This is a genomic window from Bartonella bilalgolemi, from assembly GCF_023500045.1.
Taxonomy (GTDB): domain Bacteria; phylum Pseudomonadota; class Alphaproteobacteria; order Rhizobiales; family Rhizobiaceae; genus Bartonella; species Bartonella bilalgolemii.
In genome coordinates this window covers 1-25,025 of record NZ_JAMCOF010000009.1, presented here as the reverse complement: position 1 = coordinate 25,025, position 25,025 = coordinate 1, and the positions used below count along the sequence as shown (strand labels likewise).

General features: G+C 32.6%; 20 protein-coding genes and 1 tRNA gene. 13 read left to right on the top strand and 8 right to left on the bottom strand.

The window, feature by feature from the left end; genetic code table 11:
- Positions 1–29: 29 nt before the first annotated feature.
- Genes M4Z11_RS05525 through dprA form a run of 4 tightly spaced genes read left to right on the top strand, consistent with a single transcriptional unit; the run spans position 30 to position 4,090 of the window.
- Positions 30–995, top strand: coding sequence for an aspartate carbamoyltransferase catalytic subunit (locus M4Z11_RS05525; RefSeq protein WP_249677349.1), 966 nt, complete (start codon positions 30–32; stop codon positions 993–995).
- Positions 992–2,305 (top strand): dihydroorotase, encoded by a 1,314-nt coding sequence (locus M4Z11_RS05520; RefSeq protein WP_249677347.1) that lies wholly within the window; start codon positions 992–994, stop codon positions 2,303–2,305. The genes M4Z11_RS05525 and M4Z11_RS05520 overlap by 4 nt, the downstream gene beginning before the upstream one ends.
- Positions 2,305–2,931 carry a glycerol-3-phosphate 1-O-acyltransferase PlsY gene (plsY, locus tag M4Z11_RS05515; RefSeq protein WP_249677345.1) on the top strand — a complete coding sequence of 209 codons (627 nt, stop codon included), beginning with the start codon at positions 2,305–2,307 and terminating at the stop codon, positions 2,929–2,931. The genes M4Z11_RS05520 and plsY overlap by 1 nt, the downstream gene beginning before the upstream one ends.
- Positions 2,906–4,090, top strand: a complete 1,185-nt coding sequence (gene dprA, locus M4Z11_RS05510) for a DNA-processing protein DprA (RefSeq protein WP_249677343.1) — start codon at positions 2,906–2,908, stop codon at positions 4,088–4,090. The genes plsY and dprA overlap by 26 nt, the downstream gene beginning before the upstream one ends.
- Here dprA and M4Z11_RS05505 read toward each other — a convergent pair.
- Positions 4,050–4,256: a hypothetical protein gene (locus tag M4Z11_RS05505; protein WP_249677341.1), complete on the bottom strand. Its 207-nt coding sequence runs from the start codon at positions 4,254–4,256 to the stop codon at positions 4,050–4,052. The genes dprA and M4Z11_RS05505 overlap by 41 nt on opposite strands.
- Positions 4,257–4,501: 245 nt before the next feature.
- Between M4Z11_RS05505 and topA the strand changes: the two genes are divergently transcribed.
- From topA to rpmG, 4 genes are all read left to right on the top strand, one after another.
- The gene (gene topA / locus M4Z11_RS05500; RefSeq protein WP_249677339.1) at positions 4,502–7,057 is read left to right on the top strand and encodes a type I DNA topoisomerase; all 2,556 of its coding nucleotides are present in this window, start codon (positions 4,502–4,504) and stop codon (positions 7,055–7,057) included.
- A gap of 3 nt (positions 7,058–7,060) precedes the next feature.
- Positions 7,061–9,331 (top strand): ribonuclease R, encoded by a 2,271-nt coding sequence (gene rnr / locus M4Z11_RS05495; protein ID WP_249677337.1) that lies wholly within the window; start codon positions 7,061–7,063, stop codon positions 9,329–9,331.
- A 544-nt stretch (positions 9,332–9,875) separates the two neighbouring features.
- Positions 9,876–11,048, top strand: a complete 1,173-nt coding sequence (locus M4Z11_RS05490) for an MFS transporter (RefSeq protein ID WP_249677336.1) — start codon at positions 9,876–9,878, stop codon at positions 11,046–11,048.
- A gap of 102 nt (positions 11,049–11,150) precedes the next feature.
- Entirely contained in the window at positions 11,151–11,318 is a 168-nt protein-coding gene (rpmG, locus tag M4Z11_RS05485) for a 50S ribosomal protein L33 (protein WP_004864083.1), read from the top strand.
- A gap of 254 nt (positions 11,319–11,572) precedes the next feature.
- On the opposite strand, the gene M4Z11_RS05480 is transcribed toward rpmG, so the two are convergent.
- Positions 11,573–11,716, bottom strand: coding sequence for a hypothetical protein (locus tag M4Z11_RS05480; protein ID WP_249677333.1), 144 nt, complete (start codon positions 11,714–11,716; stop codon positions 11,573–11,575).
- A gap of 926 nt (positions 11,717–12,642) precedes the next feature.
- On the opposite strand from M4Z11_RS05480, the gene M4Z11_RS07455 reads away from it, so the two are divergent.
- The 4 genes from M4Z11_RS07455 (at position 12,643) to M4Z11_RS05470 (ending at position 14,543) form a co-directional block, all read left to right on the top strand.
- Positions 12,643–12,747 carry a fumarate hydratase C-terminal domain-containing protein gene (locus M4Z11_RS07455; RefSeq protein WP_409337884.1) on the top strand — a complete coding sequence of 35 codons (105 nt, stop codon included), beginning with the start codon at positions 12,643–12,645 and terminating at the stop codon, positions 12,745–12,747.
- A 92-nt stretch (positions 12,748–12,839) separates the two neighbouring features.
- A complete protein-coding gene (locus tag M4Z11_RS07450; protein ID WP_409337885.1) occupies positions 12,840–12,932 on the top strand; it encodes a fumarate hydratase C-terminal domain-containing protein in 93 nt (30 codons plus the stop codon).
- A 360-nt stretch (positions 12,933–13,292) separates the two neighbouring features.
- On the top strand, positions 13,293–13,859 hold the full coding sequence (locus M4Z11_RS05475) for a thermonuclease family protein (protein WP_249677332.1): 567 nt from the start codon (positions 13,293–13,295) through the stop codon (positions 13,857–13,859).
- 48 nt (positions 13,860–13,907) lie between these two features.
- Complete coding sequence (locus tag M4Z11_RS05470; RefSeq protein ID WP_249677329.1) at positions 13,908–14,543, top strand: uracil-DNA glycosylase family protein; 636 nt, start codon at positions 13,908–13,910, stop codon at positions 14,541–14,543.
- A 651-nt stretch (positions 14,544–15,194) separates the two neighbouring features.
- Here M4Z11_RS05470 and cobT read toward each other — a convergent pair.
- The 6 genes from cobT to M4Z11_RS05440 form a co-directional block, all read right to left on the bottom strand.
- On the bottom strand, positions 15,195–16,184 hold the full coding sequence (cobT, locus tag M4Z11_RS05465) for a nicotinate-nucleotide--dimethylbenzimidazole phosphoribosyltransferase (protein WP_249677328.1): 990 nt from the start codon (positions 16,182–16,184) through the stop codon (positions 15,195–15,197).
- 352 nt (positions 16,185–16,536) lie between these two features.
- The gene (gene dusA / locus M4Z11_RS05460; RefSeq protein ID WP_249677446.1) at positions 16,537–17,517 is read right to left on the bottom strand and encodes a tRNA dihydrouridine(20/20a) synthase DusA; all 981 of its coding nucleotides are present in this window, start codon (positions 17,515–17,517) and stop codon (positions 16,537–16,539) included.
- Positions 17,518–19,076: 1,559 nt separating this feature from the next.
- Positions 19,077–19,149 (bottom strand) — tRNA-Thr (locus M4Z11_RS05455).
- Positions 19,150–19,312: 163 nt separating this feature from the next.
- On the bottom strand, positions 19,313–20,671 hold the full coding sequence (gene accC, locus M4Z11_RS05450) for an acetyl-CoA carboxylase biotin carboxylase subunit (RefSeq protein WP_249677326.1): 1,359 nt from the start codon (positions 20,669–20,671) through the stop codon (positions 19,313–19,315).
- A gap of 15 nt (positions 20,672–20,686) precedes the next feature.
- Positions 20,687–21,169, bottom strand: coding sequence for an acetyl-CoA carboxylase biotin carboxyl carrier protein (accB, locus tag M4Z11_RS05445; protein ID WP_249677324.1), 483 nt, complete (start codon positions 21,167–21,169; stop codon positions 20,687–20,689).
- A gap of 218 nt (positions 21,170–21,387) precedes the next feature.
- Positions 21,388–22,257 (bottom strand): DsbA family protein, encoded by an 870-nt coding sequence (locus M4Z11_RS05440; protein WP_249677322.1) that lies wholly within the window; start codon positions 22,255–22,257, stop codon positions 21,388–21,390.
- Positions 22,258–22,526: 269 nt separating this feature from the next.
- Between M4Z11_RS05440 and glpD the strand changes: the two genes are divergently transcribed.
- Positions 22,527–24,032, top strand: a complete 1,506-nt coding sequence (gene glpD, locus M4Z11_RS05435; protein ID WP_249677320.1) for a glycerol-3-phosphate dehydrogenase — start codon at positions 22,527–22,529, stop codon at positions 24,030–24,032.
- Positions 24,033–25,025 lie beyond the last annotated feature (993 nt).

The window sequence follows — 25,025 nt, the reverse complement described above, 5'->3', positions numbered from 1 at the left end:
CTCTTTAGAGATCTATAGAAAAGAATACTATGACTTATAATACTATTTTTCCAATTTTTCCTCACCGGCACCTTTTAGGAATTAAGCACCTTAATGTACAAGACCTTAATATATTACTTGATCGCGCAGATGAGAATGTACTTTTTTCCAAGAACATTGATAAAAAACAATCTATACTGCGTGGGTATACTCAAATTAATCTCTTCTTTGAAGCCTCCACAAGAACTCAATCTTCGTTTGAACTAGCTGGCAAACGATTAGGAGCAAACGTGATGAATATGGCTATTAGCAATTCGTCTATAAAAAAAGGGGAAACATTAATTGATACAGCAACAACTCTTAATGCAATGAAGCCTGATATACTAGTTATTCGCCATAGCTGTGCTGGAACTGCAGCCCTTTTAGCACAAAAAGTTGATTGTTGCGTAGTTAATGCAGGTGATGGTGCACATGAACACCCAACACAGGCTTTATTAGACGCTCTAACCATTAGAAGAAAAAAAGGTCATATTGAGGGATTAACTGTCGCAATTTGTGGCGATATTTTACATTCACGCGTTGCACGTTCTAATATTATCAGTCTCAATGCTTTAGGAGCTCGCGTTCGCGTTGTTGCACCATCAACACTTTTACCTACTGGAATCTCAAATATGAGCGTTGAAGTATTTAATACAATGAAAGAAGGTCTAAAAGATGCTGACGTTATCATGATGCTACGCTTACAACGCGAGCGTATGATAGGTACTTTTATCCCTTCTATTCGTGAATATTTCCATTATTTTGGTTTGCATAAAGAAAACTTAGCGTATGCTAAAAATGATTGTATTATTATGCACCCTGGCCCAATAAACCGCGGTGTAGAAATTGCTTCTGATATAGCAGATAGTACACAAAGTATGATTCATACACAAGTAGAAATGGGTATTGCTGTGCGCATGGCTGTCATGGAAGCTTTATTAGATTTGCGCCAAAATTGGAGTAAAAAAAAGAAATGACAAGACCAATAGTTTTTCAAAACGCCCGCATTGTTGATCCTTCACGCGCAATTGATGAAATCGGTACAGTTATCATTGAAAATGGACTGATTGTAACCGCAGGAAAAGAAGCTTTGAATCAAGGAGTACCAGAAGGAGCAGAAATCATTGATGCACAAGATAAAGCAATTCTCCCTGGACTCATTGATGCTCAAGTCTTTATCGGAGAACCAGGAGCTGAACATCCTGAAACGATTGCTTCAGCAAGCCAATCTGCAGCGGCCGGTGGTATTACCTCATTTTTTATGATGCCTGATACACAGACGATAATTGATAATGTAGCCCTTATTAAATTTATTACATGCACAGCGCATGAAACGTCATTAGTTAATATTTATCCAGTTGCTGCTATCACGCAAGGTCTGAAAGGACAAGAAATTACTGAATTTGGTTTATTGAAAAATGCAGGAGCAATTGCCTTTAGTGAAGGGAAAAAGACGCTTCAAAATTCAGCTATTATGCGACGCGCAATGATTTATGCACGTGATTTTGATATCACATTGATCCACGAAACACAAGACTACGATCTTTCTGATCAAGGCGTTATGAATGAAGGCTTATTAGCGAGTTGGCTTGGTTTTTCTGGAATTCCGCGTGAAGCAGAAGTCATTCCACTAGAAAGAGACTTACGGCTAGCTGTTCTAACACAAACACGTTACCATGCAGCACAAATATCGACAGCTATGTCTGCTGATGCTGTTCGTTTAGCAAAACAGCATAGTGAAAAAATTTCAGTTGGTGTATCCATTAATCACTTATCTTTGAATGAAAATGATATTGGTGAATATCGTACCTCTTTCCGCTTAATGCCCCCATTACGTGCAGAAGAAGATCGTATAGCAATGATGAACGCAATAAAAGATGGGACCATAGATATCATTGCTTCTTCCCACAATCCTCAAGGAGTTGATGCAAAACGTTTGCCATTTCAAGAAGCTGCAACAGGCGCTATTGGCATGGAAACTTTGTTAAGTGCAGCCTTACGCCTTTATCACAATAAAACCGTACCTCTTTTACGATTAGTTGAACTTTTATCGACAGCACCTGCAAAACTTTTTGGTCTCAATGCTGGAACACTTATGAAAGATGCTCCTGCAGACCTTATTTTAGTTGATTTAGATGAACCATGGATTTTATCCTTAGAGATGCTGCTTTCACGTTCAAAAAATACTCCTTTCGAAAATGCTCGTTTTCAGGGACGTGTTCTCCAAACTTTTGTAAAAGGACAATCAGTATTTAAAATTAATCAACAAAGCAAACGAGATTCTTAATGAGTGAAGTAGAAATACTTTTGCAATTCAATACATGGCTTATTTTCCTGATATCTTATCTCATTGGTTCTGTACCATTTGGACTACTTTTTACAAAATTTTTTGAATTTGGCGATATAAGAGCAATTGGTTCTGGAAATATTGGAGCAACAAATGTTTTACGAACAGGAAATAAAAAAATCGCAGCTCTTACCCTTTTATGCGATATATTAAAAGGAACTTTTGTTATTTGGATGACAAAATTCTTATTTCATACTGTAGAAATTGCTCTTCTAACTGGATTTTTAGCCTTCTTAGGGCATCTTTATCCCATATGGCTTAAATTCAAAGGAGGTAAAGGTGTTGCAACTTATCTAGGTATATGCTTAGGTTTTTATTGGTTAGCAGCTCTTATTTTTATTATTGCCTGGATAGGAGTATTTGTATTGACTCGCTATTCTTCATTTTCTGCACTTGTAGCTGTAATTATTACTCCAATTTTTATTTACTGTTACTCCTCTTCTCTCTATGTTGCTTACATAATAATAACAATGAGCATACTCGTTGTTATAAAACATCAAACTAATATTTGCAGATTATTAGCAGGGAAAGAAAATAAAGTTGATACCACAAATAGGAACAAATAAAGGAATTTTGCTTACTGATCAGCAACGGTTAAATTGGTTGCGATTATTACGCAGTGAAAATATTGGAGCAGTTACTTTTCGTAATTTGATTGACCATTATAAAACGGCAGAAAATGCTCTTGCTATGCTTCCTCAACTTAGTAAAAAGGGAGGGCTTGCTAAATCTATTCGAATCGCGACATTAGATGACGCTGAAAAAGAGATGCAACAAGCTGAAAAACAAGGTATTCGTTTTATCGGTATAGGTGAACCAGATTATCCACCATTCCTCAAAGTAATAGAAGCATCGCCTCCACTTATTGCTATAAAAGGCGATTGCTCGATTTTTCAAAAACCCTCTGTTGGGATTGTTGGTTCTCGCAATGCCTCTGCAGTTGGCAAAAAATTAACTAGCCAGTTTGCTCATTTTATTGGTAATGCTGGTTTTACAATTATTTCTGGACTTGCACGTGGAATTGATAGCACTGCTCATCAAGCAAGTTTGCTAACAGGAACAGTTGCAGTCATGGCTGGTGGTATTGATTACATTTATCCTCCTGAAAATAAGAAACTCTATGATGATATTCTTAATAATGGTGGAGCAATTATTAGTGAGATGCCCATTGGTTGGAAAGCACGTGCTAACGATTTCTCAAGAAGAAATCGTATTATTGCAGCTCTATCGCTTGGTCTTTTAGTAGTAGAAGCATCCATGCGATCAGGCTCCTTAATTACAGCACGCCAAGCTGTTGATATGGGACGATTGATTTTTGCTGTTCCCGGTTCTCCACTTGATCCAAGAGCAATTGGTACAAATAATCTTATCAAAGAAGGTGCTTTGCTGGTTACACATCCCTCTGATATTATAGAAACACTCACACCGTTAACCTCAAAGACGACCGATCTACAACTCAGCTTTTTTGAAGAAACATATTCAATTCAATTTCCACAAGAAAATGCTCATTCACCTAAGAAAATAACTAATGAGACTCCTTTAATTGGAGATGATATAGAACGTGCAGCTGTCCTTTCAGCTCTATCAAGCACTCCAATTGATTTAGATACACTCAGCATTTATTCAGGTGTTTCGTTACAAAAACTCTACCTCTTGCTAATTGAACTCGATCTTGCTGGAAAGCTTATTCGGCACTCTGGTGGTTATGTATCATTGTCGAGTTAGGATCTTCTCCAAGGGTCTCAGCACTATTAATAATACTTTGCCCCTCTTCAGCTACCATATCCAAAAGCAATGCTAAAAGTGGACTATGAGCTTGACGTGCCATCTGGCTCATTTGTTTTGACATATCTGTAATATAATGGATAATCTTTAAGTGATTTATAAACATAATCTTTTATCCTTGAGCATTCTCCCCACCTCTCAATAGACGTTATCTTAGTATTTTGCCGTATACTTTTTATATTAGCTGTGGAAAATAAGTTATACGATTTCTTTTATAGGGTGTATTTTTAATAATAACAATCAAAAGTTGTATAATATAGTTTTTTTTATGTGCTCTTGACCAATTGTCATTAGCTATTCATTTGAAAGAAGTTTATAAAGAGAATTTTGTTTCAACATTCGGATAAAATTATGGATATTGTTATCGTTGAATCTCCAGCAAAAGCAAAAACAATCAATAAGTATCTTGGATCTCAATACAAAGTCATAGCATCATTTGGGCATGTACGTGATTTATCTGCAAAAGATGGCTCTGTTCTTCCTGATAAAGATTTTGCCATGAAATGGGATATTAATACTGCTTCCGCAAAACGTTTGAATGAAATAGCAAAAGCAGTCAAAGATGCTGATAGCCTTATCTTAGCAACCGACCCTGATCGTGAAGGAGAAGCTATTTCATGGCACATCCTTGATGTTCTAAAACAAAAAAAAGTTTTAAATGATCAACTTGTTAAGCGAGTTGTTTTTAATGCAATTACAAAAAAATCCGTTCTTGATGCCATGAAGAATCCACGTGATATTGATATATCACTTGTAGACGCCTACCTTGCACGTCGAGCTCTCGATTACTTGGTTGGGTTTACTCTCTCTCCTGTTTTATGGCGCAAATTACCTGGCGCTCGTTCTGCTGGTCGTGTTCAATCAGTTGCACTACGTATCATTTGCAATCGCGAATCAGAGATAGAGCAATTCATTAAAGAAGACTACTGGTCAATTACAACGTACTTGAAAACACTCCAAAATAACATTTTTCATGCACGGTTAACAGAATTTAATCATAAAAAACTTGGTAAGCTTGATATTCAATCGCAAGAACAAGCTGATCAAATCCTCTCTATGTTAGAAAAAGCAAATTATCGCACATTAAGTATTGAAGCCAAGCCTATAAAAAGGAATCCTTCTCCACCATTTACAACATCTACATTACAACAAGCTGCTTCTTCAAAATTAGGTTTTTCAGCTTCTCGCACAATGCAAGTTGCTCAAAAGCTTTATGAAGGTGTTGAAATCAATGGCGAAACAGCAGGACTTATCACTTATATGCGTACTGATGGAGTACAAATGGTTCCAGAAGCTATTGATGCAGCAAGAAAAGCGATTATTGATTCTTTTGGAAAGCACTATCTTCCTGAAAAAACGCGTTTTTATTCAACAAAAGCTAAGAATGCACAAGAAGCACATGAAGCTATTCGTCCTACAGATTTTACACGTCATCCTAATCAAGTGTGCAATGTTCTCGATAGTGATCAAGCAAAGCTCTATGAATTAATATGGAAACGCGCTATTGCCAGCCAAATGTGTTCTGCTGAAATTGAACGTACAACTGTCGAAATTGAAGCATTTCAAGAAGAAAATCATGCTCATTTACGTGCGACAGGTTCTGTTATTCGTTTTGATGGCTTCATTTCTGCTTATACAGATCCAAAAGACGAAGAAAATAGTGAAGAGGATGAATCAGGACGTCTTCCGCAGATTAATATTGGAGAATCACTTAGAAAAGAAAAAGTTGAATCGATACAACATACAACAGAACCGCCTCCTCGTTATTCCGAATCGGCATTAATTAAAAAGCTTGAAGAATTAGGAATTGGCAGACCTTCAACTTATGCATCTATATTAAGCACACTTTGCGATCGTGGGTATATCATAACTGATAAACGCAAACTTATTCCTGATGTTAAAGGACGTATAGTTACAGCCTTTCTTGAAAATTTTTTTAATCGCTATGTAGAATGTGGTTTTACAGCAGCTCTTGAAGAAAAATTAGACCTTATATCGGATGGAAAACTTTCCTGGAAAGATGTTTTACGCGATTTTTGGGATGAATTTAATGCATCTATTACGAGTATCCAAGAACTGCGTATAATGAATGTTCTTGATGTTTTAAACATAGCGTTAGCCCCTCTTGTTTTCCCTGCACGTGAAGATGGAAGCGATTGCCGCTCTTGCCCCCTTTGTACAAATGGTCAATTGTCATTAAAATTAGGGCGTTATGGTGCATTTGTTGGTTGTTCTAATTATCCTGAGTGTAAATATACATGCCAATTGGGTTCAGATACAGAAGAACAAAGTAAAACCATGCACAATGATAAACCTGTTATGCTTGGTATTGATCCTGAAACAGGGAAAGATATTTCTCTTCGTAATGGCCGCTTTGGTCCGTATATTCAACTTGGCGAAGGTAAAGAAATTAAGCGTGCAAGTTTGCCTAAAGGATGGGAAATAGAAAATATTGATTTTGATAAAGCCTTAGCTTTACTATCTCTACCTCGTGAAGTTGGAACTCATCCTGAAACAGGAAAAATAATTACAGCCGCAATTGGACGATATGGTCCTTATCTTGCTCATGATGGACAATACACAAATCTTTTTAGTACAGATGAAGTCTTTGATATTGGCATTAATCGTGCCGTTACAATACTTGCTGAAAAAAAAGACAGTACAACCAATCAACGTAGAATAACGCCTGCTGCGCTAGCAACACTAGGAGATCATCCAAACGGTGGAACAATTACTATACGTGATGGGCGTTACGGTCCATATATTAACTGGAATAAAATTAATGCTACCTTACCAAAAGATAAAGATCCAGCTACAATCACACTTGCAGAAGCATTAGAACTTATATCAACTAAAACATCAATTAAAAAAACAGCACAAAAAACTACTTCAAAAAAGAAGGCATAAATTTTGGCTAAAAGTGAGAAAAAAATAAAATATTTTCAATCATCTAATATTAAGCAGCTACCTAGTAAATCAGAAATTCTAACCTTTATCACTAATAATCCTAGCCAATCGAGTAAACAAAAAGTTGCTAAAGCTTTTAACTTGAGCAGTGCTTCTCATATATGGTTAAAAGATATATTGCGTGATTTAAAAGATAATTATTCAATACCACAAAAACGTAAAAACTTAATCATTAAAAAGGCATTACCATCGATTACTTTGGTCAAAGTTAGTGCTCTTGATAAAGACGGTAATTTTATTGCAGAGCCTCTTGAATGGTCCAATGATCCAAAGCCTAATATTCGACTCTCTTCTTCTCATCGCATAAAAAAAGTAAGCATTGGTATTGGAGATCACGTTCTTATAAAAATTTTTCGAAAAACAGTTTTGCAAAACTCCCCCTATACAGGACGAATCATCCGCAAAGTTGATAAGAAAAAAAGAAACATGCTTGGTATAGTAAGAAAATTAGAAAATGGCGAATGGTGGCTTGATCCCATAGAACGTAAAAATAACGAACTTATTATTGATATGGCTACGAACATAGATATAAAAGCTGGTGATCTGATCGAAGTTGAAATTAAAGACAGTACTAACTACAGCTTCAAACAAGCAAAAGTAAGAAATATTTTAGGACACATTGATAACGAAAAAGATCTTTCAATGATTGCCCTTATATCGAAAGAAATTCCTTATATTTTTCCTTCAGATGTCCTTGAGCAAGCCGAAAATGTAGAACCTGACAATACAATTAATCGCGAAGATTGGCGACAATTATCATTTATTACAATTGATCCTCCAGATGCAAAAGACCATGATGACGCAGTTTATGCAATAAAAGATGAAAGCCCTACCAATAGCGGAGGCTGGATTATTATTGTCGCAATTGCAGATGTTTCTTGCTACATAAAAGCAGGAAGTATTCTAGATCAAGAAGCTTTAAAACGAGGAAACTCTGTTTATTTTCCTGATCGTGTTGTACCAATGCTCCCAGAACGTATTTCTAATGATCGGTGTTCATTACGTGAAGGAAAAGATAGACCTGCACTAGCTGTTCGTATGATTTTTGATGCGAATGGAAACAAACGTAAACACAGTTTCCATCGTATTGTAATGCGCACAGCAGCCAAATTATCCTATCAAGAAGTACAATGTGCAATTGAAGGAAATACAAATAAAAAAACAGCTCCCTTGCTTGAAAACATTTTACAACCATTATGGGATGCGTATTCCTGCCTTAAAATTGCACGCAATCGTCGACAACCATTAGAATTAGAAATACCAGAAAAAAAGATTATTCTTGATCAAAATGGATATATTAAAGATGTTGTGGTTTTATCTCACCTAGAGACACATCACTTAATTGAAGAATTCATGATACAAGCTAATGTTTCAGCTGCTGAAACATTAAAAGAATATCACCAACCTCTCATATATCGTATTCATGATAAGCCATCTCTTGCAAAACAGGAAATGCTCCAGAACTTTCTTCAAAGTCTCGGAATATCACTTGCTCGGGGAGCTGAATTTACATCAGCACAGCTTAATAATATCCTTATAAAAGTTATGAATACGCAACAACAGGAATTAGTAAATCAGGTTATTTTACGCTCGCAATCTCAAGCCGAATATAATCCTGAAAATATAGGCCACTTTGGTTTAAATTTGCCTAACTATACACATTTTACCTCACCAATTCGCCGTTACGCTGATTTAATTATTCATCGAGCACTTATAAAAGCCCTGCAATTAGGTAATGATGCACTCACAGATGAACAAGAGCAAAATCTTGCAAAAATCGCCAATCAGATTTCTTTATACGAACGTCGTGCAATGATAGCAGAACGAGAAACTGTTGATCGACTTGTTGCCCATTATTTAGCTAATAAAATAGGAAATTCATTTGCAGCCCGTATTTCAGGAGTTACAAAAGCAGGTCTTTTTATCGCACTTGATAAATTAAACGCAGATGGTTTTGTGCCTCTTTCTACACTTAAAAGTGATTATTACTATTTTGACGAAGTACAGCATGCCCTTATAGGAAAACGTAGCCATAAATGTTATCAGCTCGGGGATGCAGTCGAAGTAAAGATTCTAGAAGTACAACCTTTTACTGGTGCTTTATGTTTTGAAATGTTAACAAAACCTCGCCTGATAACTTTCTCACCTATCTCTTACCACAAAAAGAAATCTATAGCGAAAAAGCGCAATTATATTTTTGATAAAAGAAAATAACAATCAAAATAAAGAATTCAAAAATTAAAATTATATCTCTATATGCAAAGATTGAAAGCTATAATAAACCCATAACAATATTTAATTTTAACAACCTAATTGATTGTTGACAACATCAGTATAAAGGCATTTTAAGCTCATTACTACACGAACAGTGATTTAAGAAAAATCTTTATTTCAACATCTTTTTTAAAATGTAAGAAATGCTATATAGCTAATATTTTAAGAGTAAGAGATTATTTAAAAACCTCTTGTCATTGTATTATTATTTGATGCATACTGTTTTTTAGTTATGTATAATAGCTTGCTGTGATTCTTTTTTAATTGAGAAAAGGTCAAAAAGATTTCTATATCGAATATATTAAAGAATATGTAACATATAGATTTATCTACCTTTTGTCATCTAAAAATCTACACAATTATCGCACAAACTATGTGCTATGCTGTAAATGCTATTTTTTAATTGCAATTTTCTTTTTCTATTTTCAACTAAATTTATTACTAATCATATGATTTAAATATAATTTATAATTAAACTTCCTTCATGATAAACAAAACTTTCAACTTTCCAAATAGCTCTTTGCGTGCAATTATCGCCTCGATTACCACCATTGGTGCTGTCGGTGTAGCATTAGGAATGGGAACACAACTTATTTCGTTGCTAATGACTGAAAAAGGATTTTCAAATAGTATCATTGGTTATAGTGGAGGAGTCGGTGGAATTGCGACAATTATTGCAGCTGCTCTAACTGCTCGAATCGCCTTATATTTCGGTGTTGTCGAATCAATACTACTTATGATGGTTATTGGTTCTCTAAGTTTTTTAGGATTCTATTTCTTTGAATCGATATGGATGTGGTTTATTTTGCGATTTACACTGCATTTTGCCATGACAATTATATTTATTCTATCAGAGTTTTGGATTAATAATGCGTCTCCACCTCATAGACGCAGCTTAGTAATTTCTATCTATGCTATTACTTTAGGTCTGGGATTTATTTTAGGCCCAATGCTGCTGGAAAAAATAGGAACACAAGATTTTACACCCTTTGGTACCGGCTGCCTTCTTATTATAATTGCTATCATACCCCTTCTTTCTGCCTGGAAATTAAGCCCCAAATTTCAAAGTAAGGAAAATATAGCATTTTTTTCACATATTTTACGTGTCCCCACCTCAACAATGGCAGCACTTATTTATGGCGCTATACAAATGGGAACACTAACACTTATAACGCCTTTTAGCTTATCAATTGGATATAATAAAAATGAAACCATACATTTTATGGAAATTCTTGCTCTTGGTAATATCCTACTTTTAATTCCTATCAGCCTTATAAGTGATTATCTAAAAGATAAACGCTATTCCCTTATGGGCTGTGCTATTTTAGGATTGATTGGAACTCTTATTATACCACAGATAGCAGAACATAAACTGATTTTGATGATTGATCTTTTCTTTCTTGGTGGTATACCTGCAGGTCTTTATACAATTGGACTTGCACAACTTGGTGAATGCCTTAAAGGACAAGAGCTTGCTGCAGCTAATTCTGCTTTTATTTTTTGCTACGGAATTGGTATATTGATTGGACCAGCTATTATTGGTCAAACAATGGATATTTTAAAACCATTTGGTTTTTCTTTGGCAATTGCCTGTTTTTTTAGCTTATATATTATTTTAGTGCTTATCCAATTAATGAGAAAATCAAACAACTCTTGACTTTTTGTAGAACATCCGTAGTGTCATATGTAAAATGTAATTGCATCAAAAATAAATTTTGATAGCGGAATAGTGTTATTTTACTATAATAGGACTCTTGTTATGGCTAAGGCAGCAACCATTAAGATTAAGCTTTTATCAACTGCAGATACTGGCTTTTTCTATGTAACAAAGAAAAATAGCCGCACAATGACAGATAAAATGAGTAAACGTAAATATGATCCAGTTGTTAAAAAGCATGTTGAGTTTAAAGAAACAAAAATTAAATAGTTAGTCTTGTGTTTAAATTATTTAGATTGAGAATGCTCTATAAATAGAAACACAGAGTATGTTGTAATATTTTTATAACTTAAAGTTTTTTCACAAAAGCTCTTTTATTGTTAACCCTTAGTAAAAAGGGAGAGGAAGTGTAGTTCTATGCTTTTAAGATGAATATCTAGTTTTTCTAGCTGAAATTTTGACATTTATTTTTTGCAAAGTAACTTTATTGCTCATACTGATAAATTTATTGCTTATGACCTTTTTTAAAATACAAATATATCCTCAAGTGGCTTTTTTCCCATATACCAAGATACTGGAACAGCAATCATCATAGGTAAAAAAGGACGTGGTATATGAGCCCGATGGAAGTGATATTGTGATCCTTTATCAGGGGAAGCTTTAAGCACCTATACACGCAAAAATTTGCATTACTCGCAAATTGTTCCTCTTTCTATTTTCTATGCTCGATGAAAAAATACACAAAACAATCTACCTGCTCAAATTGATATTTATGCCCAAGGAAAAGACTTATATAAGTTTTTATTTATGGCTAAAAGAAGTAAGGATCTGCAAATAAAACTTTTCTCTATCAAGGTACTTCATTTTTACTATCATGATCGTTTAATTAATTTCCTACAAGAATAAAATTCATACACTATGAACAACGGCCTGCCCCTACCATCTTTTATGCTATTGTCATAGGTGAAACCTCTGCCGAAATGAGTTAAAAAACAATTAGCTTTCTTCTGCGCATTATCTTGATGGACTTCCTAATAAATGATCACAAAAAGGGCATGCTTTCCATGATCTTGAGATAGAAAAAATAATTCATAAACTAATAAAAAAAGGGAATAGGAGCACAATTTTGTGAAAAATATTTTTTCATGATGATCATGTTATTCGTCTTCCACTCCATAGTGCTTCGCTCTCAATTGGTTTAAGAGTATCTTGTTTCTCAGATCGCCAAGCATTCCGGAAAATCACTAAAGACAGTATCTTTTTGAAAAACTTGAAAGAGATCCAGTGCAATATATGTCTGATATTGATCAAAAAAATTGACAGAGCACGTTATATTAAAATTGACTTAAACCAACCTATAGACGAATTTTTAAAGGAATTAGCAAAATACCTACCTTATTAAAACAAGAATTTCTCTTATTGATCCAATTATTGTTACTCGCGATATGGCAAACGTCAAAATTCGTGAGCATTTAGAGTGAGATAAATCTGTACTGGATTATTTAAAAAAAATCATCCCTATTTATTAGGCCGGTCCTATAAAAATGCCAGAGGCTATGCATCTGGCTCATTTGCCTCTACAATAGCTTGAAGAATGGATTCTTTTGTTGAGCAGTTTCAATTACCGAAAGGATCCATGATAATGTTAGCAAAAGGTAACCGTTCACCAATAATTCGCGATTCTTGCTCAAAACAATAGTAGTTTTATCTTAGTTCAATTGGTATCTCAGCAACTAATTTAGCACAACACTGCATTTAAAGTTGATATTGTAAAATAGCCCAGACACAAGCATAAAAGCCATATGGCGCATTAAAATTAAAAACTTTCCTGCTTTTATTGTTATTGATAATAAAGGCAAAGATTTTTTCAAGAATTCAATTTAAGCTAGTTAAAAGTCAGTAATATATTCATTGCTAGCTTTTTAAAAAAGAAGTAAAATTTTTATAATTTTAAACTTGATGTTCTTTTAATATTTTCTTGAATAAGAAAATAAGTCCTTTGTATATCTAGAGAAAAATTTTTTATAATATATTTATATTGTTAACATAAAAATATCATATATTACTATAAATGATGTATATATTTACTATTAATTTATTAAAATTAAAGACATTTTAATTATAATATTTTTTATTAAAAACAATGAATTATTTTTAATAAAAAATTCTATAAAATGTCACGTACTTCCAAATGCTCTCAATATAATTTAAGCTGATAAAACGTATTATTATAATTTCTAGCTCATGAAAATAAATAATTCTTCTTCTAATTCGAATAGTTTTAGCAAAAAACTTATTATCTTCAGTATCATTATAATAATCATTATTCTTATCAACGGAACAATTTATTCGAAATATACTGCGGCATCTCCCCCTAACATAATTTCTATTTCACCAAAATCTATAAAAGGTAACGCATTGGTCATTGATGGTGATTCAATTAAAATTTCTGATGTCATAATTCGACTTGCAGGAATCGATGCTCCTGAGCTTAATCAATTTTGCGGCATACAAAAAAAACGCTATGCATGTGGCTTCCAAGCCAAAAAAGAATTAGAAGAACTTATAGCTCATCAATCTGTTATATGTTATTGGTCTAAAAAAGACAAATATCATCGTATTATTGCTATATGTAGAACCCAAAAAATTAATAATATTAATGCAGCGATGGTGCGTAATGGTTGGGCTATCAGTTTTTATAACTACCGTAAAGAAGAACAAAAAGCCAAAAAACAAAAAAAAGGAATATGGCAGTCAAGTTTTCAAAAACCGCAAGAATGGCGTAAAGCTCATCCTCGTATAAAAAAATAAAGTAATTTCTTTACTCCATAAAAATATCTTTCTAATTTCTTATTTATCATGAACAAACAACAATGTGATCATATTATCAAATTAGAAAAAGATATTCATTCTTGTCGTGTTTGTATCAAACATCCACATTATCTTCCTCCTCTTCCGCATGAACCAAGACCTGTTGTCTATTTATCGAATATTGCTTCTATTGCAATTGCAGGCCAAGCACCAGGATTGCGTGTGCATGAAAGTTTTATCCCTTTTAATGATCGTTCTGGCGTAAGATTACGTAATTGGTTGGGCGTAACCAGTGATGAATTTTACAATAGATCCCTATTTGCTATTGTTCCTATGGGATTTTGTTTTCCTGGCTATGACCAAAATAAATCCGATTTGCCACCAAGAAGTGAATGTAAAGAAATATGGCATGAAAAAGTATTTCAAGCTATGCCACAAATAAAACTTGTTCTTGCTATCGGAAGTTATGCACACAAATGGCATATCACAAACCTACAACATAAAACTGTCTCGGAAACCGTCAGTGATTGGAAAAATATCTTATCCATACGTCAACCCCGGGGATATAATGTTATGCCTTTACCCCATCCATCATGGCGAAATACTTTTTGGTTAAAAAAACACCCATGGTTTAATGATGAGCTTATTGTATATCTCCGCTATTTAGTACGTAAATTCTTATGAATTTGATATTATATCAATTTTTTATCAAACTAGCTAACTTTAATAAAGTTTATAGCTCCACGTGAACAATATAAGAGATTATCAATGTCAAATATAATGGATTAATCACGATAGCTTTTACTATAAGATCGAACCACTATGCATAAACAGCAGGATTCTTTATCTGATATGTTGTAGCACTCAATATCTCACTGAAATTGTTAATAAAAACTCTACTTAGTTAAAATGCTATTATTATAATTAATTGAAATAACATCTAATTTTAAATATGAATTCACTAAAAGAAGATTTTAAATTTACAACCTATAAGATAATATCTGGTTACATTAGAAGCCACTAGTAAAGCCAATATATCTAGAATATATTGAAATGATTAGTAATCACTAAAGACTCCAACTTACGCGTTCTAAATTTAGATATTATGAAAATTTGTAATTCATTCATGATATGCTTTTTTTCAACTGAAAAATAATATAGGATACCGATTTTTTAAAATTACAAAACCCAAATACCTCTTTATGCGAAAAAATGAATGATTTTAGGAAGCTTAAATTTTATAATTTGATAAAGTTTTTTATTTTCTAGAAAATTATATTTTTAAAGTTTTTAAATATTTATGATTATATTTTCACTTTTTAATATTAAATTTTTCTACTCAGACATTCCCATTTGCGCATGAACTAAGACGGCTGCCTTAACAACACCAGCTGCTATAGCTGCACCTGTTCCTTCACCAAGACACATCTCTAAATCCAAAAGTGGTTTTTTCCCAATTTTTTCTAAAAGTTTACGATGAGCTGCTTCAGAAGAAACATGGCCAACGAGTGTATGATCAAGAGAAGTTGGATTCATTTTATACAGCACTGCTGCTGCCGCTGTTGCTACAAATCCATCTAAAATAACTGGAATTTTTTCCATTCTTGCAGCTAAAATAGCCCCTACCATAGCAGCAATCTCACGCCCTCCTAAGCGGCGCATAATTTCAAAAGGATCATTAAAATAATTCTTATGTAAAGAGATTGCTGTTTTTACAGCCATGACCTTGCGCTGATAAAATTCTCCTACAGCTCCCATGCCAGATCCTACCCATTCCTCAGCTTCTCCACCAAATAAAGCAAGACATAAAGCTGAAGCTATAGTCGTATTGCCAATTCCCATTTCCCCAATACACAAGAGATCTGTTCCTCCGGCAATTGCTTCCATTCCAAATGCCATTGTTGCAGCTGCACTACGCTCATCCATTGCAGCGTCTTTTGTAATATTCATTGTTGGATATTCTAATGCTAAATCATATATTTTCAATCCAAGATCATAAGCTACACAAATCTGATTGATAGCAGCACAACCTGTTGTAAAATTTTGTACCATCTGTTGTGTCATAGATCGTGGAAATGGCGTAACACCCTCATCAGTAACCCCATGATTACCAGAAAAAACAGCAACTAGAGGTTTCATTATAATTGGTTTTTCTTCGCTCCTCCATCCCGCATACCAAACTGCAATATCTTCTAATTTTCCTAATGCACCTTTTGTTTTCACTAATTGTGCATGCCGTTTTTTTGCTAAAGTCATTGTAAATTCATCAGCAACAGGTAAATTTATTAATAAAGCACGAAAGTCATCAAATGGCCTAGCAATCATAAAAATACCTTTTCGAATCTACAATATATAATTAGAACTTTCTTTTATAGATAGGATATAAATAATTTATTGTTTTTTTTCATGCTACAAATATAAGATGCACTACTTAATAAGTATTTAGAATAATAAGAGAGAAAATATTGAAAATCTCTTTAAAGGTAACATATTAAACTAATATCTTGCTGTATATAATTATTGCAGTAAACTTTCATATCTTTTTAAACTTTTAACAGAGCGTAACTCTAATCAATTAAGATCTTTATTTATCTCTTCCTCGAAACACCACAATTTTTTAATAATTACCCATAAATTACAATTTATTATATAATATTAAAATTTTTATCAAATTATCTTAACTGATAGCGGCAAAAGCTTCTTTTAAAATATGTACATTGGCATCTATCTTTGTTGCATTATGTGATAATATTTGTCGCCATCGTCGTGCACCATCACGCCCTTGAAATAAACCAAGCATATGACGTGTAATGTGAGAAAGACGCCCTCCTGAAGCTATATGTTTGGCAGTATACTCACACATAGCATTAATAAGATCATGATCACTAAGATTATTCTGCGGTTCACCATATATTTCAGAATCAATAAGGCACAGCCAAATGGGATTATGATAAACTTGTCGTCCAACCATAGCAGCATCACATAATCTTAAGTGCTCTTTTATTTCACTAATTGATTTTATCCCACCATTTAATCCAATAAAATTATTTTCATATTTACGTTTTAAATTATAAACCCTTTTATAATTAAGTGGTGGAATATCACGGTTTTCTTTTGGACTTAATCCTTTTAACCACGCTTTACGCGCATGTACCCATAGCGCATCACAGCCTGCATTCCACACACGATCAGCTAAAAAGTCTAAAGCCAATTCTTCATCCTGATCATCTACACCAATACGACATTTAACAGTCACAGCTATAGTAACAGTTCGTTTCATCGCTTCTACAGCCTGCGCTACAACATCAGGATGTAACATTAAACAAGCACCAAATACACCTGCCTGAACACGATCTGATGGACAACCAACATTTAAGTTAATTTCGTCATAACCAAAGTCTTCGGCAATACGTGCAGCTTCTGCTAATTTTTTTGGATCTGATCCTCCTAATTGTAATGCAATTGGATGTTCTTCATCACTGAAAGCCAATAATTTTTTACGGATGCCATGAATCACAGTATCAGCTACGAACATTTCAGTATAAAGTAATGCCTTTTTCGTCAAAAGACGATAAAAAAATCTGCAATGCCGATCTGTCCAACCCAACATTGGCGCTACAGCAAATTTTACCAATGGTGGAGAATGATAAAATGTTATAGGAGTACTATTCATATATCTCTATTATTATCCTATTAAGTAAACAAATAACCTCCTCGTTCTATCTCCTCATATAGATATTTTATTCTCTCTCATTTTTAAGAAAATAAAAATGCATTCTATATTTATAAACCTTTTAATTGTTTAAATTCTTTCTAATAATTAACAAAGAGATACAACTGCTTATTTGATTATCTGCCTTTCTTTCTAAAATAATTTTTGAATCTGTATACATTAGCATTTCTAGTTTTTCTAATTAATCAACTAATATATCTTAAATAGTAAAATTCAATATTATTTTATAAAATATTTAATATTTAAAAATACTTCTTAATTTATAAGATTTTGTAAGTAAAAATTGAGAATACTATTTTAATATAATTAATCTAACTTTTTTAAAAACATCTATAAATTGATATATCTAATAACATGATATAATTGTCTTTGTATAAAGAACACGACCATACCAATATCACTTGTGCATGTGCTTTACTAACACGATAGGAAAAACCCTAAAATACAAAAATTAAAACCGTCATTATGATGATTAAAAGGCTGAAATACTTTAAATATCTCTAATAATGTAACAGGAAAATTACTCTGAATAAGAATTCAGGCTAATTAGCTACCAAAGTAAACTACTGTTAATACTGACATAAAAAATTAAAGCTTACAGGGATATTAAAATTACTGCTAAAGCTGCAAAATTAATTCAATGCAACCTTACCATACACCTTTTGAACAAGAAAACCAGGAATTCTAAAGCTTAAATACTTTTCCATGGAATATCAATTTTCAGCCATTTGAAAAATCTCTTGAACAATCAATTCACACATTTTATTTTTTTGATATCCTTCTTCATTTCACAACATCTCCAGGTAATCTTATTAAAAGTCATAAATTAATAGAAATCAAATACCAAAGCTAATAGTTCATCTATACTCCTTTATAAATAGCAAAACTAAATCTAAATATACTTTTCAAATTCACTCTTTAAATGATACTTACAGTATGAAAATAATATAATTTTTGATCTTTAAGCTTACACTTCACTTATTAATTATCGCTTTAGGTATCAAAATTTATCTCATTTAACATTATGATAAATAAATTGAACATATAAATAAAAATATCGAAGTATTTTTAGAAAAAATAGACAAAATATGAAAAAAATTTAATCAAATTCTCTTCACATTATGCAGATGTTTCCTAAGCCTCGCTCCATTTACATAATCTATAAATAGAACGAGTAATGAAATAATATTTGACGATAAATGGTAGATATATAACGACACATGAGTACGCACGACCTTTTAATGTATTCAAAACAATACTTCATAATTAGGTGCTTCAAAGGGTATTTCCAGAACCATATAGGTTAAATAGAATAATGAAATGAAAAAAGAAACCCTAGCATTCAACCCAAAGAAAAATATAGAACAAATAAGAACAAACTAAGTAAAACCGTATAAATCGCAAAAGATAGCCTAAAAGATGGTCTTAAAAACAGAAATTTAAAGAAAATCTATATATTTTAACATATTAAATGCACAAAACGGTGCCCCCAGAGAGACTCGAACTCCCGACCCCCTGATTACAAATCAGGTGCTCTACCAACTGAGCTATAAGGGCATACTATATTGGAAATAGCATAAACTCACAAAAAGGCAAATAAAAAATGATGCACGTCATTTATATATTATAAGATATATATATACCTCAGTCAAATTAGTTGGATGTTTTATTGATTAATATATTTGTATTGATAAACAAGTATTACATATAAACTTACTATTTATAAATCGGAAGAAACTAACTTATTTGAAAGATATTTTTCTAACCAATGTATATCATAGTTACCATTAGCAATATCTTGATTGTCAATAAGATCACAAAATAAAGGTAATGTAGTTTTGATACCATCAACCACAAACTCACTTAAAGCACGCCGTAAACGCATCATACATTCCAAACGTGTACGACCATGAACAATCAGTTTTCCGATTAAGCTATCGTAATAGGGAGGAATACGGTAACCTGAATAAGCACCTGAATCAACACGAACTCCTAATCCCCCAGGTGTATGAAAATGGGTAATAAGTCCTGGAGATGGTATAAAATTAATTGGGTCTTCAGCATTAATACGGCATTCAATGGCATGACCAGAAAAATGGATATCTTTTTGGGTAACTGAAAGCCCTAAACCAGATGCAATATGAATTTGTTCATGAACCAAATCTATACCTGTAATTGCTTCAGTTACAGGATGTTCAACTTGTAAACGAGTATTCATCTCAATAAAATAGAATTCACCATTTTCGTAAAGAAATTCAATGGTACCCGCCCCACGATATCGAAGTTTCGCACAGGCATTTGCAACAATATTACCAATTTTTTTCCGCTCAATTTCATTAAGTACAGGTGAATTCGCTTCTTCCCATACTTTTTGGTGGCGCCGTTGAAGTGAACAATCACGCTCTCCTAAGTGTATAGCATTACCAGCTCCATCACCTATGACCTGAATTTCAATATGACGTGGTTTTTCTAGATATTTTTCAATATAAACTGAATCATCATTAAAAGCAGCATTAGCTTCTGAACGTGCTGTTTTGAGAGCTGTTAAAAGTTTTTGTTCAGAATGAACAACTTTCATACCGCGTCCACCACCACCTGCAGAAGCTTTAATAATAACTGGATAGCCAATTTCATTAGCAATGCGTAAAGCCTCTTTTTCTTCAACTATAGCCTCATTAGAGCCTGGTACGACTGGGATACCAAGGTTCTTAGCAGTTTTTTTAGCTTCTATTTTATCACCCATAATACGAATATGCGCTGCTGTTGGACCGATAAATGTAATATTATGAGCTTCCAATACATCTGCAAACTTTGCATTTTCAGAGAGAAATCCATAACCTGGATGAACAGCATCCGCTCCTGTAATTTCACAGGCCGAAATAATTTGATAAATATTTAAATAAGAATCGCGAGATTGTGGAGGACCAATACATACACTTTCATCAGCAAGTCGAACATGCATAGCATCAGCATCAGCAGTGGAATGAATAGCTACGGTTTTAATTCCAAGTTCTTTACACGCTCGCAGAATGCGAAGAGCAATTTCTCCTCGATTAGCAATGAGGATTTTTTGAATCATAGCTATCCCTCCGCTTTATTCAACTATAATAAGTGGTTCATCAAATTCAACTGGTTGACCATCTTTAACTAAAATAGCAGTCACAGTACCTGCACGCGGTGATGAAATTTGATTCATAGTTTTCATCGCTTCAATAATCAGTAAGGTTTGACCTTTAGAAACATTTTGCCCTACTTTTACAAAAGGTTGCGTACCTGGTGCAGGAGCAAGATATGCTGTACCAACCATTGGAGATACTATCTCATTTTTTGATTTCTCTTTTTTTGTAGAATCTTCAGTTGTTGCAAGTGAAGAAGGAACTACTGTAGAGTCAGAAATAGGTACATAAACTGTTTGCTCAGAAGAAGAAGTCTTTTGGCGCGCTACACAAATTCGAAACCCACCTTGTTCAATTTCAATATTGGTCAAATTTGTATCATTCAAAATTTCAGCAAGGTCGCGGATAATTGCTGTATCAATCCCAGTATATTGGTTAATATCTGTTTTTTTTGTTGCCATTTTATTCCTAACTCCTTGACCGATAAAATTGCTAGTACTTACTATCCTTATGACTAAATATTTTTTAAATTTTAATGAAACTTCCCCTAATTATTATGTGCACATTGTAATTAAATTAATCTGTGATACAAATCCACATTTATAAATCTGTTAACAAAAAAATCAAAGAATCAATACATTGATGTATTTTTCAACAATCTAATCGAGTAAAGAAAAGTTTATTGTGCATTTTCTATCGCTGCTTGCAAAATATTTTTTTCCACAGCTCCAATAAATATTTTATCTCCAATAATATAAGCGGGAGCACCAGTGATATTCAAGTCAGAAGCAATTTGAATATTCTCTTGAAAGAATTTCCGTAAGTTTAAGTTTTGCATTGCATTACGTAATTCTTTTTCATTTGCTCCTAAAGAAACTGCTATTTTTATAGCCTTAGCTTCATTTGCACGACCTTGACTCATTAAGAGTTGTTTATGAAACTGAAAATACTTCTCTGGAAAGAGCTTTCTAAAAACATAAGCAATAATATGTGTCTCTATGGAATCAGGCCCTAAAATTGGTAAATCTTTGATAACTATTCGTAGATCTGAGTATTCTTGTGTTAGGCTTATTAAATCTGAATAAGAACGTTTACAATGCCTACAATTGTAATCAAAAAATTCAACAAGCACTATTTTGCCATTTGGATTTCCTAAAACGGCATCATAAGGAGATTGAAAAATTTCCTTTTCTAATAACTTAATAATTTTAGCTTGTTTTTGCGCTTCCTGTTGACGATGCTGCTCAAATTTTTCTTGAAGGATAAGTTGCATTTCAATCATAATCTCCGGATTATTAAGTAGATAGTCTCTTATAATCTGTCGAATATAATCATCATTGATGTTTTTTGTGTTTTTCTCGCTAAGCTTCGATAAAAAAGCAGGATCTTCCAGAAGTTGTATTTTAAGATTTTCTATAGTCAGATGATTTGACATTTGTTTTTTTGTTTGCGCATATGATAAAAATGAATACGTAAAAACACTCAATATGATGGCTATTAAAAAAAATTTCATGAATGGTAATTTAAAATATTGAGCTCGATCGATCATTTATCTGTCTTTGTATTTAGCTTAAGTGTTTATAAACTTATATGATCAAGTATCATATTTATGCAACAAACCATTTAAATTATATATTATAATTTAGCAAATTATGAAGATAGCCTGTTTTCTATTATCTAATATATAGAATATTTTCATGCATATTTTTTTATTAAAAGAAATATGCCAATATTTGATATAAAACACTTATCTTAACCGCTCAAATATTGACACCATTAACTCCTGTAAAGCCAACTTAAAATATGAAAGAAAAAACAATGAAAGCCACTACGCATTATGATCTATTTATTATTGGCGGTGGAATAAATGGATGCGGAGTAGCCAGAGATGCAGCTGGTCGTGGGTTTAGTGTTGGATTAGCTGAAATGAATGATCTCGCATCGGGTACATCGAGTGCATCAACAAAGCTTATTCATGGTGGTCTTCGTTATCTTGAACACTATGAATTCAGATTAGTTCGTAAAGCATTGAAAGAACGCGAAATTATTTGGCGTATGGCTCCGCACATTGTACATCCTTTACGCTTTATCCTACCTTATCATAAAAAATTACGGTCTTCTTGGATATTACGTTTAGGACTTTTTATTTATGATTATCTTGGTGGTTGGAATCAAATATTTCAGCGTACCAAAATGATTGATTTTTCAAAAAATTTTTGTACTCCTCTTAAAACAAAATATCATAAGGGTTTTGAATATTCTGATGCAATAGTAGATGATGCTCGCTTGGTCATTGCTAATGCACGAGATGCAGAAAAATGGGGAGCTGATATAAAAGTACGAACAGAAGTTCTATCCTTAACAATAAAAGAGAACAAATGGCTTATTACTCTTCATGATAAATTAAGTGATAAAAAATATTGCGTTACAGCTTCTTATATTGCAAATATGGTTGGTCCTTGGATTAATCATGTTTTAGAAAATGTTTTAAATTCTACAGAACTTCCATCTACACGGCTTGTTAAAGGATCACATATTTTGGTTCCAAAACTTGATATACATAACCGCGCTTATATTTTACAAAATAATGATAATCGTATTATTTTCGCTATTCCATATCAGGAAGAATTTACATTAATCGGAACAACAGATTGTGATTATCAAGGTAATCCTACTGATGTATCTATTAGTGATGAAGAAATCGATTATATTTGCGCAGTAGCAAATGAATATTTCACACAACCGATATTGCGTGATAGCATTATATGGACTTATTCGGGTGTTCGTCCTCTTTATGATGATGGTACTTCAATAGCTCAAGAAATAACCCGTGATTATGTCCTAAAAGAAATAGGTATAGAAAATACACCCAAAATTCTTAATCTGTATGGTGGAAAAATAACAACTTATCGCATATTGGCTGAAGATGTAATGAAATTTATTGAAAAAGCGCTTGGTCCTAAGAAAGGACCATGGACAATGAATTCTGTGCTCCCTGGAGGTGATTTTCCATATAATAGATTAGATCTGATTGAAAAGAGAATTTCTGTTTTACTTCCAGATTTAGATGCTTTTACTTGCCGTAGACTCGCTCGTTCCTATGGCTTAGAGACATTTATAATATTTGCGAATGGGAATATGGATAAAGGAAAATATTTTGGACATGGGCTTTATGAAATAGAAGTAAAATGGTTAATGGAAAAAGAATGGGCAAAAACATGTGAAGATATATTATGGCGCCGTTCAAAACTTGGCCTTTTTTTTACTAAACAAGAAACTGATGCTCTTGCTAACTATATAAAAAACGAAAAAGAAAATGGATAAAGAATATCTCCCTTTAAATTATACAAAATTTGATACCTGAATTTTGATTAGCTTATAAAAAACTTTTATATTAACCATCTCTATAGTAACTTGTATCATTCAATTTATCCTAATTTCAACTCTCATTGATCATGTCGATAGTAATACTCATTACGATAATTATAAACGCTCATGTATAAAGATAACTGCTGATAAATTAAAAAATAAAATGTTATATATACCTTGTAATTTTATGATAAGAATATTTATAACTAAGTTAGTAAAAGAAGTGATTATTGTATCATTTGACTTTATATTCAATTAAATATGATATAAAATCTTATTTTATCAATCAATATAAATTATAATTGATAATAAACAATATATTTTTCTTAATAAAATAGCAAAAATCACCTTATGTAATTTATCTGCAATATAAAAAACCTTAGAAAAAAAAGGATTTTTAATAAAAATTATTACAGATAAATGAATATATGCCAAAAAATACTTTTATATTTTTAATTACTTTATATAAATTAGATATTATAAAGCAATTTATAAAAAATATTTAATCTAAATAAGTCAGCTTATACTTATATATTAATCACTATAAAGTCTTATATTAGTTAACAAATAGGTCTGAGCGCCTAAGTCTATTTCTACTGTTACATCAAATATCTCTAATCAGTAAACATCTTAAAAATGGGCAACCTATTGAGTTTTACAGAATAATTCTCAAATCAAATATAAATTATATCAGTGCCATAATTATCTTCAATTTTTGATTTCTTTCTAATTAAAAATATATAATCTCAAGAGAATAACTAAAATTGCTAAATCTTAACATGAATATAAACTACATCATCATATGAATTTTTAATGTATATAATAGCCAGAAAGTAATAAAAATAGATTTATCTTCATAAAGCTATACTGAATAATGATAATTCTAAACAGAATTTTAAATATAATTATTAAATTGCTTTTTTCTATTAATTATAGAATATTTCTTAG

Bases quoted from the DNA above. Each gene is read 5' to 3' on its own strand.
- M4Z11_RS05525 (WP_249677349.1), top strand. From the start codon at position 30: ATGACTTATAATACTATTTTTCCAATTTTTCCTCACCGGCACCTTTTA.
- M4Z11_RS05520 (WP_249677347.1), top strand. From the start codon at position 992: ATGACAAGACCAATAGTTTTTCAAAACGCCCGCATTGTTGATCCTTCA.
- plsY (WP_249677345.1), top strand. From the start codon at position 2,305: ATGAGTGAAGTAGAAATACTTTTGCAATTCAATACATGGCTTATTTTC.
- M4Z11_RS05505 (WP_249677341.1), bottom strand. From the start codon at position 4,256: ATGTTTATAAATCACTTAAAGATTATCCATTATATTACAGATATGTCA.
- topA (WP_249677339.1), top strand. From the start codon at position 4,502: ATGGATATTGTTATCGTTGAATCTCCAGCAAAAGCAAAAACAATCAAT.
- M4Z11_RS05490 (WP_249677336.1), top strand. From the start codon at position 9,876: ATGATAAACAAAACTTTCAACTTTCCAAATAGCTCTTTGCGTGCAATT.
- rpmG (WP_004864083.1), top strand. From the start codon at position 11,151: ATGGCTAAGGCAGCAACCATTAAGATTAAGCTTTTATCAACTGCAGAT.
- M4Z11_RS07455 (WP_409337884.1), top strand. From the start codon at position 12,643: ATGGATTCTTTTGTTGAGCAGTTTCAATTACCGAAAGGATCCATGATA.
- M4Z11_RS05475 (WP_249677332.1), top strand. From the start codon at position 13,293: ATGAAAATAAATAATTCTTCTTCTAATTCGAATAGTTTTAGCAAAAAA.
- M4Z11_RS05470 (WP_249677329.1), top strand. From the start codon at position 13,908: ATGAACAAACAACAATGTGATCATATTATCAAATTAGAAAAAGATATT.
- cobT (WP_249677328.1), bottom strand. From the start codon at position 16,184: ATGATTGCTAGGCCATTTGATGACTTTCGTGCTTTATTAATAAATTTA.
- accC (WP_249677326.1), bottom strand. From the start codon at position 20,671: ATGATTCAAAAAATCCTCATTGCTAATCGAGGAGAAATTGCTCTTCGC.
- accB (WP_249677324.1), bottom strand. From the start codon at position 21,169: ATGGCAACAAAAAAAACAGATATTAACCAATATACTGGGATTGATACA.
- M4Z11_RS05440 (WP_249677322.1), bottom strand. From the start codon at position 22,257: ATGATCGATCGAGCTCAATATTTTAAATTACCATTCATGAAATTTTTT.
- glpD (WP_249677320.1), top strand. From the start codon at position 22,527: ATGAAAGCCACTACGCATTATGATCTATTTATTATTGGCGGTGGAATA.